General features: G+C 30.5%; 24 protein-coding genes and 1 other annotated feature. Of the genes, 20 read left to right on the forward strand and 4 right to left on the reverse strand.

Annotation, left to right across the window (positions count from 1 at the left end; all coding sequences use genetic code 11):
• From MR285_RS00875 to MR285_RS00895, 5 genes are all read left to right on the forward strand, one after another.
• A partial coding sequence (locus MR285_RS00875) for an isochorismatase family protein (RefSeq protein WP_293557236.1) occupies positions 1-259 on the forward strand: 259 nt, incomplete at its 5' end.
• A 94-nt stretch (positions 260-353) separates the two neighbouring features.
• Entirely contained in the window at positions 354-785 is a 432-nt protein-coding gene (locus MR285_RS00880; RefSeq protein ID WP_293557237.1) for a MarR family transcriptional regulator, read from the forward strand.
• Entirely contained in the window at positions 766-1,614 is an 849-nt protein-coding gene (locus tag MR285_RS00885; RefSeq protein ID WP_293557238.1) for a pirin family protein, read from the forward strand. Before MR285_RS00880 ends, MR285_RS00885 begins: the two co-directional genes overlap by 20 nt.
• Positions 1,615-1,704: 90 nt before the next feature.
• Positions 1,705-1,983 carry a GNAT family N-acetyltransferase gene (locus tag MR285_RS00890; protein WP_293557239.1) on the forward strand — a complete coding sequence of 93 codons (279 nt, stop codon included), beginning with the start codon at positions 1,705-1,707 and terminating at the stop codon, positions 1,981-1,983.
• 10 nt (positions 1,984-1,993) lie between these two features.
• A complete protein-coding gene (locus MR285_RS00895; protein ID WP_293557240.1) occupies positions 1,994-3,241 on the forward strand; it encodes a hypothetical protein in 1,248 nt (415 codons plus the stop codon).
• A 207-nt stretch (positions 3,242-3,448) separates the two neighbouring features.
• On the opposite strand, the gene MR285_RS00900 is transcribed toward MR285_RS00895, so the two are convergent.
• Together MR285_RS00900 and MR285_RS00905 are read right to left on the reverse strand one after the other, a co-directional pair.
• Positions 3,449-4,306: an NAD(P)/FAD-dependent oxidoreductase gene (locus MR285_RS00900; RefSeq protein WP_293557241.1), complete on the reverse strand. Its 858-nt coding sequence runs from the start codon at positions 4,304-4,306 to the stop codon at positions 3,449-3,451.
• A gap of 173 nt (positions 4,307-4,479) precedes the next feature.
• A complete protein-coding gene (locus tag MR285_RS00905) occupies positions 4,480-5,760 on the reverse strand; it encodes an O-acetylhomoserine aminocarboxypropyltransferase/cysteine synthase family protein (RefSeq protein WP_293557242.1) in 1,281 nt (426 codons plus the stop codon).
• A gap of 89 nt (positions 5,761-5,849) precedes the next feature.
• Positions 5,850-6,091 (reverse strand) — a binding site (T-box leader).
• 171 nt (positions 6,092-6,262) lie between these two features.
• On the opposite strand from MR285_RS00905, the gene MR285_RS00910 reads away from it, so the two are divergent.
• The 9 genes from MR285_RS00910 to MR285_RS00950 are packed head-to-tail and all read left to right on the forward strand — an operon-like array spanning position 6,263 to position 14,483.
• Positions 6,263-6,988 (forward strand): YebC/PmpR family DNA-binding transcriptional regulator, encoded by a 726-nt coding sequence (locus MR285_RS00910; protein WP_075658978.1) that lies wholly within the window; start codon positions 6,263-6,265, stop codon positions 6,986-6,988.
• A complete protein-coding gene (gene deoC, locus MR285_RS00915) occupies positions 6,988-7,647 on the forward strand; it encodes a deoxyribose-phosphate aldolase (RefSeq protein WP_293557243.1) in 660 nt (219 codons plus the stop codon). Before MR285_RS00910 ends, deoC begins: the two co-directional genes overlap by 1 nt.
• A complete protein-coding gene (gene lgt, locus MR285_RS00920) occupies positions 7,644-8,402 on the forward strand; it encodes a prolipoprotein diacylglyceryl transferase (protein ID WP_293557244.1) in 759 nt (252 codons plus the stop codon). Before deoC ends, lgt begins: the two co-directional genes overlap by 4 nt.
• Before the next feature lie 38 nt (positions 8,403-8,440).
• Positions 8,441-9,052 (forward strand): epoxyqueuosine reductase QueH, encoded by a 612-nt coding sequence (locus MR285_RS00925; protein ID WP_293557245.1) that lies wholly within the window; start codon positions 8,441-8,443, stop codon positions 9,050-9,052.
• Complete coding sequence (locus MR285_RS00930) at positions 9,049-10,224, forward strand: CapA family protein (RefSeq protein ID WP_293557246.1); 1,176 nt, start codon at positions 9,049-9,051, stop codon at positions 10,222-10,224. The genes MR285_RS00925 and MR285_RS00930 overlap by 4 nt, the downstream gene beginning before the upstream one ends.
• Positions 10,221-10,910, forward strand: a complete 690-nt coding sequence (locus MR285_RS00935) for a methyltransferase (RefSeq protein WP_293557247.1) — start codon at positions 10,221-10,223, stop codon at positions 10,908-10,910. Before MR285_RS00930 ends, MR285_RS00935 begins: the two co-directional genes overlap by 4 nt.
• A complete protein-coding gene (gene rsmI, locus MR285_RS00940; RefSeq protein ID WP_293557248.1) occupies positions 10,907-11,701 on the forward strand; it encodes a 16S rRNA (cytidine(1402)-2'-O)-methyltransferase in 795 nt (264 codons plus the stop codon). Before MR285_RS00935 ends, rsmI begins: the two co-directional genes overlap by 4 nt.
• Positions 11,698-12,642: a DNA double-strand break repair nuclease NurA gene (locus MR285_RS00945; protein WP_293557249.1), complete on the forward strand. Its 945-nt coding sequence runs from the start codon at positions 11,698-11,700 to the stop codon at positions 12,640-12,642. The genes rsmI and MR285_RS00945 overlap by 4 nt, the downstream gene beginning before the upstream one ends.
• A gap of 8 nt (positions 12,643-12,650) precedes the next feature.
• On the forward strand, positions 12,651-14,483 hold the full coding sequence (locus MR285_RS00950; RefSeq protein WP_293557250.1) for an ATP-binding protein: 1,833 nt from the start codon (positions 12,651-12,653) through the stop codon (positions 14,481-14,483).
• 40 nt (positions 14,484-14,523) lie between these two features.
• Here the strand turns inward: MR285_RS00950 and MR285_RS00955 are convergent, their stop codons facing one another.
• Together MR285_RS00955 and MR285_RS00960 are read right to left on the reverse strand one after the other, a co-directional pair.
• On the reverse strand, positions 14,524-14,808 hold the full coding sequence (locus MR285_RS00955; RefSeq protein WP_293557251.1) for a GIY-YIG nuclease family protein: 285 nt from the start codon (positions 14,806-14,808) through the stop codon (positions 14,524-14,526).
• On the reverse strand, positions 14,801-15,418 hold the full coding sequence (locus tag MR285_RS00960) for a RecX family transcriptional regulator (protein ID WP_293557252.1): 618 nt from the start codon (positions 15,416-15,418) through the stop codon (positions 14,801-14,803). Before MR285_RS00960 ends, MR285_RS00955 begins: the two co-directional genes overlap by 8 nt.
• Positions 15,419-15,542: 124 nt before the next feature.
• On the opposite strand from MR285_RS00960, the gene MR285_RS00965 reads away from it, so the two are divergent.
• Genes MR285_RS00965 through fsa form a run of 6 tightly spaced genes read left to right on the forward strand, consistent with a single transcriptional unit; the run spans position 15,543 to position 20,525 of the window.
• Positions 15,543-15,983: an FHA domain-containing protein gene (locus MR285_RS00965; RefSeq protein ID WP_293557253.1), complete on the forward strand. Its 441-nt coding sequence runs from the start codon at positions 15,543-15,545 to the stop codon at positions 15,981-15,983.
• Between the two features lie 4 nt (positions 15,984-15,987).
• Positions 15,988-17,253, forward strand: coding sequence for an FtsW/RodA/SpoVE family cell cycle protein (locus tag MR285_RS00970; protein WP_293557254.1), 1,266 nt, complete (start codon positions 15,988-15,990; stop codon positions 17,251-17,253).
• Positions 17,246-18,688, forward strand: a complete 1,443-nt coding sequence (locus tag MR285_RS00975; protein WP_293557255.1) for a penicillin-binding protein 2 — start codon at positions 17,246-17,248, stop codon at positions 18,686-18,688. Before MR285_RS00970 ends, MR285_RS00975 begins: the two co-directional genes overlap by 8 nt.
• Before the next feature lie 4 nt (positions 18,689-18,692).
• Complete coding sequence (ispD, locus tag MR285_RS00980) at positions 18,693-19,394, forward strand: 2-C-methyl-D-erythritol 4-phosphate cytidylyltransferase (protein WP_293557256.1); 702 nt, start codon at positions 18,693-18,695, stop codon at positions 19,392-19,394.
• Entirely contained in the window at positions 19,391-19,867 is a 477-nt protein-coding gene (gene ispF / locus MR285_RS00985; RefSeq protein WP_293557257.1) for a 2-C-methyl-D-erythritol 2,4-cyclodiphosphate synthase, read from the forward strand. The genes ispD and ispF overlap by 4 nt, the downstream gene beginning before the upstream one ends.
• Positions 19,868-19,871: 4 nt before the next feature.
• Positions 19,872-20,525: a fructose-6-phosphate aldolase gene (fsa, locus tag MR285_RS00990; RefSeq protein WP_293557258.1), complete on the forward strand. Its 654-nt coding sequence runs from the start codon at positions 19,872-19,874 to the stop codon at positions 20,523-20,525.

The raw sequence follows: 20,525 nt of genomic DNA on the forward strand, positions 1-20,525 counted from the left end.
GCTTATTATAACAGCACTTTGGACAGAGGCATGTCTTAGCTTTCCAGCACTTGATGCTCTAAAAGAAGGATATGAGGTTTATGTTGTTGTAGATGCTGTTGGAGGTACAAGTAAAACTGCACACATAGCTGCGCTTAGACGTATGGAACAAGCTGGAGCAAAACTTATTAGCTTTACACAACTTGCTTGTGAACTTCAAAGAGATTGGAACAGGGAAGACACAAAAGAAGAATTTGCAAAAATTTTGTTTAGTAAATAAAGGCTAATTTAATGAGGCTCATTTTGTAAAAAAGGATATTTGTTTTAAAGTATTTTGGATGGCAATATATCCAGTTAGATTTTTGAGGGAATATATGGATATTTCATTAAAATTAATAATAGCACTCCATAGGAGCATTGATAAAATTGATAAGAAAACAATGAAGCTTGCTCAAGAGGAAGGTTTAACCTTTGGTCAGTTTGAAGTTTTGGAAGTTCTTTATAGTAAGGGAGATATGAGCATTGGAAATGTAATGAATAAGATTTTGAGCAGCGTTGGAACTATTTCTGTTATTGTAAATAATTTGGTAAAACTTGATTATATTGAAAAAATTCCTTGCGAAAGCGACAAGAGAGTTTGCATTTTACATCTAAAGGACAAGGGAAGAGATGTTATTGAAAGGGTTGTTATTAAAAACACAGAAATGTTATACGAATCTTTTTCTATGCTAACAGAAGAAGAAAAAGAAAATTTGCTTATAATTTTAAAGAAAATTGGAGGTATATATGGACAGAAAAGTAGTTAAAAAAGTACAAGGTTTTAGAACAAAAGATGGTGCAGGAGTAAGTTTAGTAAGAGTTTTGGGACATGAAACGGTGGAGGACTTCGATCCAATCTTGATGCTTGACTCATTTGACAGTACAAATCCAGACGAATATACTGCTGGTTTCCCAATGCATCCACACAGAGGAATTGAAACAGTTAGCTATCTTTACAAAGGGAAAATGGTTCATAAAGACACTCTTGGAAATGAAGATGGAATTGGCGATGGAGAGGTTCAATGGATGAATTCAGGGTCTGGAATTGAACATGAGGAAATGGTTCCAGCGGCCGATAGACTTCTTGGTGTTCAACTTTGGTTAAATCTTCCAAAAAAGGAAAAGATGAGTAAGCCAACTTATAATAAGATTCATAAAGACGATATTGAAGAAATTGATATTGATGGTGGCATGCTTCGATTGCTTTCTGGAAGTTACAAAGATCATAGTGGATTTACTGGAGAACACTTACCCCTTGATTATTATGATATTCATTTGGAACCAAATAAAGAATTTACAATTGAAACAGATCACGATAAATCTGTTATGATTTTCACACTTATTGGAAATATTTATGTTGGAGATGAACATATTGAAGAAAAAACAGCTGTAAAACTATCAGAAGGTGACAAATTAACAATTAAAAATGGGGACGATAATGCACAAGTATTATTTATGAGTTCCGAAAAACTTAATGAAGAGGTTGCATGGGCAGGTCCTATTGTTATGAACACTTCAGAAGAAATCAGACAAGCTTATGAAGATCTTAGAAATGGAACATTTATAAAGGACAAAATTGAATTTAATGCTGATTAAATTAAAAAAGTGAGTTTTTAAGCTCACTTTTAAATTGTTAAAATTTTAAAATTAAAGATAATTTTATTTTATTGGAATAAAGGAGAAATAATGAGAGTAGAATTTGAAAAAAATAGGAATAGAGCGGCACTTTACGATGATAAAGATATACTTGTTGGAGAGTCTACGTTTTCAGTTTCCGATACGAAATGGATTATAGATCACACATATGTGGATGAAAGTTTAAGAGGCAAGGGATATGCTTCAAAACTTGTAGAAAAGATAGTTGAAAATGCAAGAAAAGAAAATGTGAAAATTATTCCGCTATGTCCATATGCAAAAAAAGAATTTGAAAAAAAATTTGAGTATAATGACGTGCTTTTTAGATAGGAGGTAGCTTATGAAGGTAAAAAACTATGTAGAACTACAAAAGGCTTTGAATTCAAATGACGACTTAATTGAAATTTATAATTCATTTACAATTCCAAATTCAATCACATTGAAAAAAGGAAAGAAACTTATTGGTAAAAATAAAAATGTGCTTATAAGTTTTATGAATGGTGGAGGAATTGGACTTGAAGGCGATAATGAGATTAAGAATCTTGCAATTCAAACATCACATAAAGAAAGGGCTATCTTTATAAATTCAGAACTAGAAGATTTAAAAGATATATACCTAAAAGATCTTACAGTTACAGGTGTAGTTCAAATTCTTACAAGAGGAAATAATAAATTTTTAAATTTAGACATTGAAAATCTTGATATTGTTTCTGCAGATGCAAGAGGATTTACGGAAAGGCCTATGAAATACGGCGTAATTGTATACCAAGGAGCGTTTACAGTTTATAACTTTAATCCATCTAAGGATAGCGAAATAATAGCAAATATTAAGGGATTAAAAATAGGAAGAGAACTTGCGCCTGTCCTTGGAAGTGGAGTATTTATATCAGGCTTTAATGACGAAGGAGGAAAAGTTACAGTAAATGAACTTGAAACAAAAGACATCTACTCTAACGGAATGATTCCAACAGGTCAACCTAATTTAATTACAGGTGCTATATTTATTGTATATGGTGCTCATGCAAAGAAAATTGTTTCAAATGGAGTTGTTAAAACATATGGAAACAACGATATGGTTCTTGATGTATGGGGAGTTGTCGATGATTGGACAACAAATGAAAAAGTAATTAGCTACGGCTCAAGTGGTATCGGATTTGTAAATTTTGGAACAGTTAAAAAATTCCTTGCAAACAGTCCAATTGAAACTTATGGTAAAGGTGCCAGAGGATTCAACCAATACGACGGTACTATAAATGATGCCACATTTTATTCAATAAAAACTCTTGGTGATGGATCTATTGGTATGCAATTTTCAAAACCAGTAGGGAAGATCACTATCACTAAATCAATTGAAACCTTTGGTGGAGAAGGGGAAACACTTGTAAAAGGTGTTATAAAAACTTTAAAAGCAGACGGCATAAGTGTGCTTGAAGGCGCAGTAATAGAAAATTTAGTTGTTGGAGAAAACATTGAAACAAATGGCGATGGGGTTATAAGTTTTAATATTGATGGCGGCGAAGTTAAAGAATTTGAAATAAAGGGAGAAATTATTGCAAAAGGAAAGGGATCAAAAGAAAGAAATATATAGGTAAATGGAATGTAAATTATTTTATTTATAGGTTCTATGAAAAATTTTTTTCAGCTTTTCCTGATAGGTTACAAGCTTATAATTTTTTAAACATCAAAAAATCGGCAAACTCATCATATGAGTAAGTCGATTTTTTCTTTAAAAATAGAATTAATTTTTATTAAAAAGTTTTTAATCTTTGAATTTAAAGTATAAGTACATTTTTTATTACAAGCTTTGACTTGCCTTAATGCCTGCTATTGTTCCATCACATACAGCTGTAGATACTTGTCTTACAGACTTTACTCTGACATCTCCAGCAAAGAAAAGACCATCAACATCACTTTCTATATCAGTCTTTACGAAACCATTTTCTAAATCAAAGTTTTCTAAAATATCTGAATTTCCGCTTTGACCAATTTGCACAAAGACTAAGATTTCATCTTTATCTTTAATTGTTTTTCCTGAAGATAATTTTATTTCAGAATTTGAAACTTTACCTACAATCTTTTCACCAGTATGAACTATAATATTTGAACTATCTTCAATTTTCTTTTTAAATTCGTCAATACAAAGTAGCTTATCTTTATCTTGGACTATATGAACTTCTCTTGCAAATTTTGAAATATATAGACCCTCCTTAGCTGCTCCATCTGAGCCGCCATTAATAATTACAAGCTTATCTTTTAGCAAATCTTCTTTACCAAAAGGCCAGTGATAAGTTTTAATTTCATCTACCTCAAGTTCTTTAAGTTTAGAGCCTGCTGCATAAATAACTTTTTTAGCTTCATAAGTATCTTTGTCAGTGGCAATAATGAATTTATCACTTTCCTTTTTTATAGATATAGCCTCTTCATAAACCACTTCTATATTAGAATATTTAAGTTGAGCTTCCAATTTTTTTCTAAAGCTTTCGCCTGTTTCATTTTCATCAACAGATGCGTAATGACTTACTTTAGACACATGACCAATTAATCCTCCAACTTGCTCTTTTTCTAAAATTAAGATGTCCTTTCCTCTTGCTTTTGCATAAAGGGCAGCACTTACACCACTAGGGCCAGCTCCTATAATAATTATATCTTTCATATTACCTCCTATATCCTAGCGAATCACTAGGTTTAATAAAATTATAAATCATCAAAAATTTAATTGCAAGTAATTAAAAGTATAAATTTGTCTTATTATATTGACAAAGTAGGCATATTAAAAAAGATAATATGCCTACTTTATCAGAATTAAATATGAAATAATTAATAAAATTAAATTGATTCTAGTGCTTGTTTAACATCATCTATTATATCTTCAACATCTTCGATGCCAACACTCATTCTTATTAAGTCAGAACTAATACCTGCTTGTGTAAGTTCTTCCTCATTCATTTGCCTATGAGTTGTACTTGCAGGGTGTAGGACACAAGTTCTTGAATCGGCAACGTGTGTTACAACTGCTGCAAGTTTTAGGCTATCCATAAATTTTGTTGCGGCTTCTCTGCCACCTTTAACTCCAAAGGAGATTACGCCACAAGATCCATCAGGAAGATATTTTTTTGCAAGTTCGTGTTGTGAGTCCTTTTCTAATGCAGAAAAACTTACCCAAGAGATTTTCTCATTACTTTCTAAAAATTTTGCAACGGCAAGTGCATTTTCATAATGTCTTGGCATTCTAAGATGCAACGTTTCAAGACCAATTCCCAAATAAAAAGAATTTTGAGGAGAAGGAATACTTCCTAGATCTCTCATTAATGTCGTTGTCATTTTTGTTATATAAGCACCTTTGCCAAAGGTTTCAGTATAAATTACTCCGTGATAAGTTTCATCAGGTTCAGTAAGTCCTGGAAATTTGTCCTTGTACTTTGACCAATCAAAGTTTCCAGAATCAACAACTGCACCGCCAACAGAATTTGCGAATCCATTCATATATTTTGTAGTGGAGTGAGTAACAATGTCTGCACCCCATTCAATTGGTCTTAAAAAAATCGGCGTAGGGAAGGTGTTATCAACTATTAGTGGAACACCATGGTCATGTGCAGCCTTTGCGAAAGTTTCTATATCTAAAACTTTTAGGGATGGGTTGGAAAGAGTTTCGCCAAAGATTGCCTTTGTGTTTTTCTTAAATTCTTTGTTTAAATCTTCAAGTGAAATTGCAGGGTCAACAAAAGTTGATTCAATGCCTAAATCTTTCATTGTGTGAGCAATTAAATTGTATGTTCCGCCATAAATTGCTGATGAAGCAATTATGTGGTCACCTGCTTTTAGTATATTTAAAAGTGCATAAAAGTTTGCGGCTTGTCCTGATGAAGTTAAAATTCCAGCAACTCCACCTTCAAGGGCTACAATTTTTTTTGCAACAGCATCATTAGTTGGGTTTGCAAGTCTTGTATAAAAATAGCCTGCTTCCTTTAAGTCGAAAAGATTGCCCATTTGTTCTGATGAATCGTATTTAAAAGTAGTTGATTGAATTATTGGCACAACTCTTGGTTCGCCATTTTTTGGTTCATAACCTGCTTGTACACATAATGTTCCTAAATTTTTCTTTGTCATTTTATCCTCCTAAAATTTTTTGTCGGCAGCTCAAAAGGATTTTAATTTTTATTTTAAAACTTTATAACAATAAAAAAAAGCTCCCGTCCATAAAGGACGAAAGCTATGCTTCGTGTTACCACCTTTTTTTATTATTTTATCGCTAAAATAACCTCATAGAGTACCAACATACTCCGAACGCTATAACAGGCGTACCTGTCGCAGTCTAAACAATTGTCTCGGTGCGATGACTCCAAGGCCATGTTCCAAAGTATCCATTTTGATTTCTTTCACCATATGAAATCTCTCTGTAAAAACTTTTACAATGTACTCTCCTCTTCAAAGTCTATACATTGAATTGTAAATAGAAAAAAATATTTTGTCAAGTGAATTTTTAAAATTTTTACAATAAATTAAGTATTGACTCATACAAAAGAAAAGTCTAACTATTGACGATATTAGAAGCTTTGTAATATAATAATAAAAAAGCTAAAAATAGCGATTTATATAGAAAGGTGATTAAATGTCAGGACATTCTAAATGGAATAATATTAAAAATAAAAAGGGTAAAGAAGATGCAAAAAAGGGTAAAATTTTTACCAAACTTGCAAGACAAATAACTGTTGCTGCTAAGGAAGGTGGACTTGATCCAGATTACAATCCATCTCTTAAGGTAGCAATCGATAAAGCTAAGGCAGAAAATATGCCTAATGATAACATAGATAGAGCAATTGCTAAAGCTGGTGGTGGAGATAACGACGCTAACTTTGAAGAAATTGTATATGAAGGTTATGGTCCAGGTGGAGTTGCTGTAATGGTAAATTGTTTAACAGACAATAGAAATAGAACTGCACCAGATGTTAGACATTTATTTGATAAATATAGTGGAAATCTTGGTCAACCTGGTTGTGTATCTTTTATGTTTGATAAAAAGGGATCTCTTGGAGTCCTTAAAGAAGGACTTGATGAAGATGAATTTACTCTTACTGCAATTGATGCAGGGGCAGAAGATGTAATTGACAGAGGAGAAGCCTTTGAAATTATAACTGCACCTGAAGATTATATTGATGTTAGAAAAGCATTAGAAGATGCAGGACATTCTTTTATTGAATCAGAAATAACTTATATTCCACAAACTACTACTGAGTTAACTGATGAAGAAGATATTAAAAATATGGATAAATTAATTGATGCACTGGAAGATAATGATGATGTAACTGATGTGTATACATCTTGGGAGAGAGATTAATGGAAATTAACAGAATTATTGACCACACATTGTTAAAACCAGAATCAGCAGAAGCGCAAATTGAAGAAATTGTAAGGGAAGCTATAGAATACAATTTCTTTTCAGTATGTGTAAATCCAATTTGGGTAAAAAAATGTGCAGAAATGTTAAAAAATAGCAGTGTAAAAGTTTGTACTGTAATCGGTTTTCCTTTGGGGGCAAATACTTTAGAAACTAAATTGTTTGAAACAAAAAACGCAATTGAAAATGGTGCAGACGAAATCGACATGGTTATTAATATTGGCTATATCAAATCCAAAAAATTTACGGAAGTTGAAGATGAAATAAGAGAAATCGCAAAAATTTGTCATGATAATGGTAAAATTTTAAAGGTAATTTTAGAAAACTGCCTTCTTACAAAAGATGAAATAAAAAAAGCTTGTGAATTATCAGATAGAGCTGGTGCAGATTTTGTAAAAACTTCAACTGGTTTTTCGACTTCTGGTGCAAATTCAGAAGATGTTAAATTAATGAAGGATTCTGTATCAGATAGAGTAAAAGTTAAAGCAAGTGGTGGAATAAGAGATTATAAAAAGGCAATAGAAATGATAAATAATGGAGCTGACAGACTTGGAGTTTCTGCGGGAGTTGCGATTTATAAGGAGAGCAAATTATTATGAGAATAAATCCCGTTGCCTTTACAATTTTTGGGCTTGAAGTAAAATGGTACGGAATTTTAATAGCTATTGGTGTTTTTTTTGCAATTTTTATTACAGAAAAGATGGCTGAGAAGAAAAACTATAAATATGGTCTTTATAAGGATATTTCAACTGATGTTTCTATTTTTGCTGTATTAATTGGAGTCCTTGGTGCAAGACTTTATTATGTGCTTTTTGAGTGGGAATATTACAGCAAACACTTAGACGAAATTTTTGCCATCCGAAATGGAGGACTTGCAATTTACGGTGGAATAATTGCAGGTGGACTTACTATATATTTTTTCTGTAAGCATAAAAAAGTAAAAGTACTAACTTTACTTGACTGTGTTGCTCCTGGTCTAGCACTTGCACATTCCATTGGAAGATGGGGAAATTACATCAATGGCGAAGCTCATGGTGGTGTTACAGATGTACCTTGGGCAATTTTAGTCGATGGTCAATGGGTTCATCCAACATTTTTTTATGAATCAATTGTTAATTTTTCAATATTTTTGTTTTTATATTTTTATCTTTCTAAAAAGCAAAAATTTGAAGGAGAACTCATTTCTTTTTATATGATAGTTTATGGAATTGCGAGATTTTTCATTGAAGGAATAAGAACTGATTCACTTTATATTGGAATTTTTAGAGTTTCTCAACTTGTGAGTATTGCTATAATAATTTTAGGTATATCTATTAGAATTATAGCTAAGAGTAGACAAAAGAATGTAAATTAATTGGACTAGGCAACTAGTCTAATTTTTTAGGTGATATTTTGAATAAAATTAATTACAATTTAGAAATGGAAAAAATAATAAAAAAAATTGAAAGAGAAAAAAAGCCTAGCCTTCTTTTACACTCTTGTTGTGGCCCTTGTTCCTCTGCAGTTTTAGAGAGAATTTGCGATTACTTTGACATTGACGTTTTTTGTTACAATCCTAATATTGACAGTGAAGATGAATTTTACAGAAGGTCTAATGAACAAATTAAACTTGTTGAGGATTTAGGACTCAACGAGGAAATTGATGTTAAAGTCGTAAAGTACAATCACAATGAATTTTTAAATTATATAAAAGGATTTGAAAATTATAAAGAAGGTGGAGCAAGATGTTTTAGATGTTATAGACAAAGACTTGAAAAGACAGCAGAGTACGCAGCAAAAAACAATTACGATTACTTTACAACAACTCTTTCTATTTCTCCTCATAAAGATTCTCAAATTTTAAATCGACTTGGAAAATTTGTTTCTGAGGAATATAAAGTAAAATATTTATATTCAGATTTTAAAAAGAAAAATGGTTTTAAAAGATCAGTAGAGCTAACTGATAAATTTAATATGTACAGACAAGATTACTGTGGTTGCGAATTTAGCAGAGGTGAAGATTGAAAAATTTAAAAAATATTTTCTTTATAGTCATTGTATTTACTTTGGGACTTGTACTCTATATTTCTCATAACAATAATTTTAACTTTGTAAGTAATGGAAATAAAACTTTTAAATTAAAAAATGCAAATGAAGAACAAATAAAAAAAGAGGACAAGTCTGAAGTGAAAATTCTTGCAATGGGCGACATGATTTTTCATCAACCAATTGTAAAGAACTATAAAACTAATGAATCTTACGACTTCACACCAATTTTTACAAATATTTCAACAGACATTAATGAGGCAGATATTGCAATTGCAAATTTTGAAGGCTCAGTAAATTCAAATAGAAAATTATCAGGATTTCCTCTTTTTAATTATCCTAAAGAAACCATTTATTCTTTAAAAAATGCAGGATTTGATGCAATATCAACTGCAAATAACCATGCACTAGATACTGGAACTGAGGGTGTTTTAGAAACAATCTCTCACATAAAAGAAAGTGGAATGAATTCTTTTGGAACACTTTCAGAAGATGAAGACAAGGGAATAATTATTGAAAAAAATGGAATAAAAATAGGACTAATTTCTTTTACAGAAACATTAAATGGCATGGACTCATTAATACGTGGTAGAGAATATTATGTTAATACTTTTGCACAAAATGTGGAGGCAGATATTAAAAATTTAAAAAATAATTCTGATATTGTGATAGTTTATGCTCACTGGGGGAATGAATACCAATTAATTCCAAATGAGAGGCAAGTTAATTTAAAAAATAGACTTCAAGAATATGGTGCAGATATTATTCTAGGGTCCCATCCACATGTTTTGCAAAAATATGAAGTAGAAGAAAAAAATAATAAAAAATATTTTACGATTTATTCAATGGGAAATGCTCTTTCAAATCAAAGAGTGGAAAATTTAAACAAACCCGGTGTTGACACAGGAGCATTAATAAAACTTATAATTGAAAAGGATAATATAAATGGAGAAACAAAACTAAAGTCTTATGGTGTTTATCCGACTTTTGTCAATAGATATAGAGCAAATGGCAAATTAAATTACGATATAGTAAAGTTAGAAGACATTGTAACTGGAGGAAAACTAAGTGATGTTACTAACTCCGAATTAAAAAACAAAGCAGAATTAAAATACAATGAGGCTATGAAAGTTTTAAAGGGTGAAATATGAAAAAAGATGAAGTTTCAGGAACAAATTATATTATTTTTCAAGATGATGAAGAATTTAAGTACACTACTGACGCCTTGATTTTGTCTTCTTTTGTAAAAAGTGGAAAGAGAGCCATAGATCTTGGATGCGGCACTGGAATTTTGTCTTTGAGGGTATGTGATAGATTTCATGAAATTCATGCTATTGACAAAAACAAAAATGCTTTGGAATTATTTAAGAATTCTATTTCTTTTAACAGATTAGAGGAGAAAATAAATTTATTAAAGGAAGATATTTTTAATTTAAAAAAATTTTATAACACAAATTTTTTTGATGCAGTAATTTTCAACCCACCATATTATGATTTCAAAAATATTAAGTTTGAAACTATTGATGCAAAGCATTTTTTTGATATAGAAGGAAGCCTTTACATAGTAAATTATCTTTTAAAAAATTCTGGAACTCTCTATATGATTTACCCAACTTATAGACTTGCAGAAGTGATATATAATATAAATAGTGCGGGACTTAGAGTTAAAAACATAATAAACATCCACGGAAATAAAAATAAAAAAGCAAAATCAACAATAATTATTGCTAAAAAGCAAGCAAATTTTGGAAATGATTTTAGAGATTTTTATATAAGAAGTGGATTGGATTATTCTGAAGAGATGAAAAAAGTTTATAGAAATGAGGTATTGTTGTGATTTATTTTTGTCCAACGCCAATTGGAAACTTAGGGGATATTACAATTAGGACAATTGAAATTTTAAAATCTGTTGATATGATTTTTGCTGAGGACAAGAGAGTTACAGTAAAACTTTTAAATCATTATGACATAAAGGCAGAGTTGCGAACTTATCATAAGTTTAACGAATCTGAAATGTCTGCTAAAATAATTGAAAGCATTGCTGATAGGGACATCGCCCTTGTAACAGATGCAGGTATGCCTGGAATAAGTGATCCTGGGGCAATACTTGTGAAAAAATTAATTGAAGAAAAAATTGATTTTAGAGTTTTGCCAGGTGCCAACGCTGCACTTACTGCCTTAGTTTTATCAGGACTTGATACAGACCATTTTACATTTTATGGATTTACTTCAAATAAGTCTTCTGCAAGAAAAAAAGAATTTGAATCTTTAAAGGATTTAAAATTTACACTTATTTTTTATGAAGCACCCCATAGAATTAAAGATTTTTTACAAGATGTCTACGAAGTTTTTGGCGAGAGAAAAATTTCTATTTCACGTGAAATAACAAAAGTCTTTGAAGAAACTATTAGATCCACAACTTCAAAAGTTATTGATGAAGATATTACTGAAAAGGGAGAATTTGTAATTTGCCTAGAAGGTAATAACGAAGAAAAAAATTATAATATAAGAAAACTCTTAGAGGAAGAATTAAAAAAAGGCGTAAAAAAATCTCAAGCTGTGAAAGAAATTTCAAAAAAATATAATATTCCAAAAAATGACGTTTACAAGGAGAGTTTGGATTTATGATAGATTTAAAGGAACTTGAGGGACAAATAAAGAATGTAAATATTAATTTGAGAGATAAGTACGACTTCGTATTTAAAATAAACAATAGTGAATTTAGAGAAAAAATAAATGAAGACGTTGGAAAAATCATAAAAATGGAAAAGTTTAAAAAAGACGAAATTTCCAAATACAAAAAAACTGTTGGAGTTGACGGTTCAAACAATAGGTCTGGAGGTGCTTTTCCGCATTTTATCGAAATTTTCCAAGGACTTGCAAAGTCAACTGATGGCAACGAAGTTTATAAGACAAAGGTCTATACGCCTACTTTAAATTCAATTTACGACGATAAAAATCTTTCACAAAAATTTTTGGCGACCATTGAAATTGAAACTGCTCTTGAATACATAGACAAATATGATTTTGATTATTTAATGATGGACGGAGGATTTATTAGGTATAAAATCAATTGCTTGGATTTGTTTAAGGAGCTTCGAGAATGTTGCGAAAGAAAAAATATAATTCTCTTTGGTGTGATAAAGGATATAAAGACCAATGTTATTGCAAGAAGTCTTGAACTTGACGAAAGTATTTACGATAGAGAAATTTTATTCAATAGACTTAACACTGGCGAAGCAATTTTAATAAAAAATGAAATAAATAAAAAATTTATTAAAGATGGAATGGGAGAAGGATTTTCATCTGCATTTATGAGAACTTCAAGATTTCCTGGAGCAATTGGCGTTGATATTTTAGATACGCAAGAAGATTATTTAGTGGAAATTTGCAATTTAATTTATACTTTAACTCCAATGTCATCGAGAGGAGTACCGCTTTGGCTTGACATTGTAGATAAGGATGTAAAAATTACTGATGAAATATTAGAAATGCTTTTAGAAGAATATTTGGATAGGGATGTTTACGAACGATTTTTTATTTCTGAAAGAGATAAGAGATCTTTATAGGAGGAAAAATGAAAGTACTTGGTGTTACTACAACAAGGGAAGTATATATTGGTTCAAAGGAAAAAAACTTTCGAAACAACGAGTTTTTAATAGTTGAAGATCCAGTTCAAGGCGATATTATTGGAGAAGTTGTTGACTCAAAAACTTTTAACAGATTTATTCCTCTTGATATTGGAGGAGATTTTGTAGATAACGATGTATTGTCATCTCTTGATTCCATGGGCTACGATGTTGGAGAAGAAACAGTTTATATAGCAAAACTAAGATTTTTTGAAGAGTTACTTTATCCACCCCTTACTGGAAGTGATTTGAGAGCACCAGAATTTTATGAAATCAAAAATTTATTAATTGATACAATGCCAAATAATTCTTTAGTTCTCGGCTCAATAAAAAATACTGACAATATTGCTAAAGGAATGGATGATGTTTATAAAAATCTTTTTAGCACCTTTGAAAACAACGAATATTTAAAACAAAGAGAACTTCCTTATTTATTTGATTATAAATCTATGCATCAATATCCTCACATAGGAGTTTTTGGTGGATCTGGAAGTGGTAAATCCTTTGGACTTAGAGTTATCTTAGAGGAATTAATGGAAATGGGTGTCCCTGCAATTGTAATGGATCCTCATTACGAAATGGATTTTTCAAATAATTCTGAAATTTCAAATAAAAACTACAGCGACAAATTTAGATGTCTTGAAATAGGATTGCAAACGGGAATAAAATTTCAAGAATTGCAAAAGCGAGATTTAAAAAATCTTTTGAACGCAGCATCACCGCTCACAGATTCCATGAAAAATGTAATTGACATAATGCTAGCAAAGGGCTCAAGTTTCGAATCTTTTAAAAACAAATTGGATATGCTTTTGGAAGGTCAAGAGATTGGTTCAAGAGATAAAATATTATCTGAAATTGCAGCCGAGCCAGACATAACTAGAATGAATCGACTTGAAGAAGTATTAGATATATATGAAAGATATGACAAAACTTGTAATTCAATGAGTGTGCGTGGAGTTTTGTGGAGACTTATAAATCTTCAAAACGAGGGGATTTTCTCTCACAATATTGATGAGCTTTTAGATTTATTAAAGAGAAGAAAATTAGTTGTACTTCAAGGATCAACGAGAATGATAAATGTGTTTTCAACTTATCTTTTAGCTAAATTATATTATTTAAGGAAGGAATATAGAGATGAACTTTACAGAAGAAATGTTAAAGTAGATTATTTTCCACCCTTTGTAATTATTACTGACGAGGCACATAATTTTGCTCCAAAGGGTTTTGACACTCCATCAAAGAATATTTTGCGTGAAATTTCTCAAGAGGGGAGAAAGTACGGAGTCTTTTTAATTCTTGCAACTCAAAGACCCACATTATTAGATGAAACAATTACTGCTCAATTAAACACAAAATTGATTTTTAGAACTGTAAGAGCTTCAGATATTGATACAATTAAAGAGGAAACAGATCTTTCCGTTGACGAGACAAAAAGACTTCCTTATTTAAGTTCAGGAGATGTGTTTATTTCTTCTGCAAAAAAAGGACGTACATCTTTTGTTAGAATTAGAGCTGCAAATACAGTTTCACCTCACACGGAAAATCCTTTTGATGAGTTAGTAGACCACGAAAAGGAAAACTTTGAAAAGTTTTTTATTGACATAAAGGATTTACTTCCAATTGATGCGACAAGTTTAAATATAGCTTTAGTTAATTACAATAAAAAGTCTGGAGAGAATTTATCCTATGATGAATTTAAAAATAAGCTAGATGAATTGTGCGAAAGAGATTTTATTGAAAAAGAAGATAATTTCTTAACAGAAATGTATAAGATTAAATAGAAGAACTGACCTTAAATTTAGGGTCGGTTCTTAATTTTTATTATTTATTTAAATAATTATCATATAAGTTTTGAAGTGATAATTTGTTTTGAATTAATTTTAATTTATTTTTACGAGTAAGAGTTTTTATAAAATGTTCTTTTTTTAAAGCGTCGGATTTATCGATACATTCTTCACTAAAAACCATTTCAACTGGAAGATGTGATGCGGTATATTTTGATGCAATTCCATCATTGTGTGCCTTTAATCTTTTTTCTAAGTTATTAGTGTATCCAGTATATAAACTCCCGTCGCCACACTTTAAAATATAAACGTAGCTAGACATAAGATTCTCCACTAAGATATTCGTCAACTATGAAATTTACAATCTCAAATTCAAATCCACGACTTTGCAAATACTTTTTTGCAGAATTTATTTTTTTTAAATCTTTTTCATTAGCATCTAATTTTTTGCTTATAAGTTTTTCGGCATTTAAGTATTCCAATTCATAATCATAGTCTTTCATAATTTTTTCGATAATCCTATTGTCAACTCCCTTAGACCTTAACATGTAAATAATTTTTATCTTGCCATACTTTTTTATATTCATGGCATCATATAAGTATCTCCTTGCATAATCCTCGTCATTTAAATACTTTTTTTCATTTAAGATTGGAATAATTATATCTATTATATTTTTACTTACTTTATTTTTATACAAATGGTCTATTAGCTGTTTTTCAGTCTTATTTCTTTGTAAAAATTTATAGGCTATAAGAAGAGCATTTGATTTTTCATCTTCAAATTTTAATTTTTCGATAATTTCATCTTCTACTTCTTGACCTTTGTAGAGACCAAATTCAATTAAAGTTTCTTCTGAAATATCTATTTCTTCGCCATTATCAAAAAGAATATGAAATTTTTTATTTTTAAAACTTATATTTGATATAATCATTTTATCACCAAGTTAATTTTAACATAAAAAAAGAAAATTCAAAATTCATCTAATTTAACAAACTGTGGAAAAATAAAAGTAAAGAGTATATAATTATAGAGAGTTTAAGACGAAGAGGTGTAATATGTTTGAATTAATCTCACAAGTGCTGAGATATGTTTTTATAATCTTAATTTATCTTTTTATTTTTAGTATTTTAAGACTTATGTATCTCGATGTAAAAAGCATGACAAGTGGAGGAGAGTCCCTTGACGATGCTTATTTAAAAGTGGTAAATAGACTTGATTCATTGAACTTTAAGATGCAGGAGTATTATGTAATAGATGGCGATATAACTCTTGGCAGAAGTTCAAGGAACGATGTGGTTATAAAGGATAAATTTGTAAGTAAAAATCATTTAAAAATTCTTGACAAAAATCAAGCATATTATATTGAAGACCTTGGTTCTGCCAATGGAACTTTTTTAAATGGTGCGAAAATTGAACCCAATGAGTTAATTGAACTTCAAAATAATGACAAAATTGGTGTTGGTTTTATTCAATTTATTTTTGTAGATAAAAGGTGAAATTGTGTTAGATAATATTTTAAAACAGCGAAAGCCTAGAAATCTCCTTTTGATTTTTGAAATTCTAAGTATTTTATTGTTGTTTTCTTTTAACAATAACAATGTTGATAAATATATAGTTATTTTATTTTTAGGTTTGATTTTAATTGTATACATTTCAAATTTAGTTTTGGGAAAAGTATCTTCAGGAGATAATTATATATTTTTAATAGTTTCAATGCTTTTGAGTCTTGGAATTATAACTATATATAGGTTGTCTCCAAAACTTGGGTTAAGACAACTTATTTGGGTATTGGCAGGTATATTAGTTTTTTATTTAACATATTTTGTAATTAGAGCTATGAGAAGACTTGAATATATGACAGGTCTTTACTTAGGGCTTTCAATTTTATTTTTTCTTCTCACAATTATTTTTGCTCCAGATAAATATGGTGCAAAAAACTGGATAGAAATTTCAGAAGGGATAACAATTCAGCTTTCAGAATTTACTAAAATCTTAGTAATATTTTTAATAGCTTCTTTTTATACAACTTTCCAAACAAGACTTAAAAAATTAAATTACAAGCATACTTCGTATTACTTAATGGCGGTAATATACATTTTTGTTGGGTTTTTATTTATTCAAAGAGACCTTGGAACAGCTGCTATATTTATTATCGTGTATACTCTTCTTCAATACATTTATGATGAAGACAGGAAATCAATTATAGTGAATATTGGACTTATGTTGTTTGGCTCAGTAGCTGGATATTTTTTATTTTCTCACGTCAGAAATAGAGTTGATATTTGGCTAAACCCATGGACAGCTGATAAAGTAGTAAATAGCGCTAGACAAATTGTTCAGTCACTTTTTGGAATAAGCGAAGGTGGATTTTTCGGTCAAGGAATTGGGCTTGGTTATCCAAAACAAATTGCCTTTTCTTACTCAGATGTTATATTTTCATCAATTTGTGAAGAAATGGGCATATTAGTAGGCATTGGAATTATTATGCTCTATATGCTTTTAGTTTATCGAGCCATAAAGATTGCACTAAATCAAGAATATTTGTTTTACAGGATTCTTGCTCTCGCTATTGCAATTTTATTTACAGTACAAGCTTTTCTTAATATTGGTGGTGTTATAAAATTAATACCAATGACAGGACTTACACTTCCTTTCATTTCTTATGGTGGAAGTTCTATGATTTCAAGTTTTGTTGCACTTGGAATACTTCAAGTTACTAGTGAAGATTTATCTTACAAATATGATAGGGGAATTGACAATGAATAGTAAAGACAATAAGAGAATTTTGGTTTTACTTGTTTTTTTAATGATGCTATTAGTTGCTCCAATAATTTATCTCACTTATTTCACAGTCTTTAAAGCAGGAGACATTATTAATCATCCTGCAAACAGAAGAAGTGAGTTGAGAGAAAATTCTGTTAAACGTGGAACTTTTTACGACAGAAATCACGAAGTTCTTGCTTATTCAAATGGAGAAAAATATAATTATCACAGAATTTACAATCAACCTGTTATTTATTCTCACATAATAGGTTATTCTGACAAAATAGTAGACAAATACGGTCTTGAAAAAGAACTAAATAGCTATCTCGTTGGTAAAGAGGGCTCAAAGATTTTAAAAACCTTCAAATCAATAATAAATAAAAATTATGATCTATATAGTGGAGATGATGTTACATTAACAACTGATACTAATCTTCAAGAAAAAACTAGATCAGTTTTATCAGGGAAAACTGAAAAAGGTTCAGTAGTAATGATGAATCCCAAAACTGGAGAAGTTCTTTCCATGATTTCACTTCCAGACTTTAATTCGCAAAATATAGCCAAGGATATGCAAAAAATTAATGAGGAAAATAATGGGGCCCTTTTTAATAGTTCCACAAAAGGAAAATTTGCACCTGGTTCAATTTATAAGATAATTACAACTACTGCCATACTAGAATCTGGAATTTCACAAAATTATACAGATGAGGGAGTGGAAAAAATTGATAATGGTCGTGAATTTAGAAATGCAGGCAACAAAACTTATGGAAGAGTTGACCTTAAAAAAGCATTTACAAATTCATTAAATACTTATTTCGTAAGAAAATCTGTTGATATGGGAATAGATGAAATGGCACAAGTTTCTGAGAAATACATGTTAAATAAAAAAGTTGATTTTGAACTACCTCTAGAAACTTCAACATGGGATTACAAGAGGAGTGGATTTGATAGAACTGCACTTGGAGCTGCAGGTATTGGACACGACACAGTTTTAGTTACGCCTCTTGAAATGTGTATGGTGGCGTCTACCATTGCTAATGATGGTGTAATGATGCAACCTCATATTGTAAAAAGAATTGATTCCTCAGATGGAAAGAATATATTGAGAAATTCTCCAACTGTTTTAAGCGAAGTAACCTCTAAAGAAAATGCGAATCAAATTACTAAATACATGGTCAATGTTGTTAACAATGGTACTGGAACAGAAGCTTATGTTCATGGCTTGAAAGTTGCAGGAAAGACTGGTACTGCTCAACTTGATTTAAAAGAAGGAACTAATAATGCCTGGTTTATAGGATTTGCTCCTGCAGATGATCCAAAAGTTGCAATTGCAGTTGTAATTCCAAACGTAAAAGATTATGGGTCAGAGGCAGCTGCCCCTATTGCAGGTGAACTTTTAAAATATGCTGTAAACAATTTACAACTTGAAGAAGAGTGATGTCATGTTTAATAATAATTTTGTAACGGCCTTTGTTGCTGCAGCGGGAATGGGAAAGAGAATGAATATGGGAATAAATAAACAATTTCTTTCCATTAATGACAAGCCAATACTTGCTCATACTATTAAGAAGATTGAAAAATCAAAGTACATTGACTTTTTAATTTTGATAGTAAAAAAAAGTGATATGCGATATGTATATGATATCATTGAAAAACATAAAATTAACATAAATTACAAAATAGTCTACGGTGGCAAAGAGAGACAGGATTCAATTTATAATGGACTTTTAAAAATGCCAGAAAAAACTGATATTATCCTTACACATGATGGAGCAAGGCCCTTTGTATCAGTAGATAAAATTGACGAAGCAATTGAGAATGTATTGGATACTGGAGCAGCTGTCTTGGCAAATCCAGTTAAAGACACTATAAAAGTTTCTACGGATGGAAAACTTGTAGATTACACTCCAAATAGAGATAGACTGTGGCAAGTTCAAACGCCTCAAGTTTTTAAAAAAGATATTCTTATGAAGGCTTACGATCAAGCTTATTCTGAAGGATATTATGGTACAGACGATTGCTCCTTAGTTGAGAAGACGGGAATTAAAGTGAAATTAATTTATAACTCATATGACAATATAAAAATTACTACAAGGGAAGACTTGTCCATTGCAAACATCCTAGTAAAGAAGGTGAATACATGAGAATAGGAATTGGTTATGATGTTCATAAATTAGTAGAAGATAGAAAATTATTTATTGGCGGAATTGAAATTCCTTATGAAAAGGGACTTTTAGGCCATTCTGATGCAGATGTACTTATTCATGCGATTATGGATTCAATTTTAGGTGCCCTTGCTCTTCGAGATATTGGCTACCATTTTCCTGATAATGACAATAATTACAAAGACGTTGATTCAAAAATTCTTTTAAAAAAAGTTTTTGAAATTATGAAATCTAAAAACTATAAAATTGGAAACATTGATGTTGTCGTCGCTTGCGAAAAGCCAAAATTAGCACCCTATATTGACAAAATGAGAAAGGTAATTGCTGATATTTTAAATACGGATATAGAAAATATTTCTATAAAGGCAACGACAACTGAAAAACTTGGCTTTATTGGAAGGGAAGAGGGAATTTCCTCAGAATCAGTATGTTTACTTGAAAGGGATGATTAATTAGATGAAGTTTTTTATTGATACGGCAAATATTGAAGAAATTAAGGAAATTAATTCTTGGGGTGTTCTATCAGGAGTAACAACTAACCCAACACTTATCTCAAAAAGTGGCGGAGTTTTTGAAGATGTGATCAAAGAAATATCTGAAATTGTTGATGGAGATATTTCTGCGGAAGTTATTTCTACAGATTTGAATGGAATGCTTAAAGAAGCAAGAGCTCTTGCAAAAATTTCTAAGAATATTGTAATAAAAATTCCAATGATTGAAGAGGGATTAAAGGCTGTAAATATACTTAATAAAGAGGGTATAAGGACCAATGTAACTTTGGTATTTTCAGTTTCTCAAGCTTTATTAGCAGCAAATGCTGGTGCTACCTATGTGAGTCCTTTCATGGGAAGACTTGATGATATTGGTGAATCAGGAATTAATCTTGTTGAGGATATAGCATATATATTTAAACAATATGGATATAATACTCAAATTATTGCAGCGAGCATAAGACATATAAATCATGTAGAAGATGTTGCGAAAACTGGTGCAGATATAGCAACTATTCCTTATAAAATATTTAAAGAAATGATTAAGCATGAATTAACAGATAGTGGTTTAAAAAAATTTTTAGAAGATTTTAAAAATGTAAAGACAAAGGAGAAATAA

This window comes from Peptoniphilus sp., assembly GCF_022767005.1.
Taxonomy (GTDB): Bacteria; Bacillota; Clostridia; order Tissierellales; family Peptoniphilaceae; genus Peptoniphilus_A.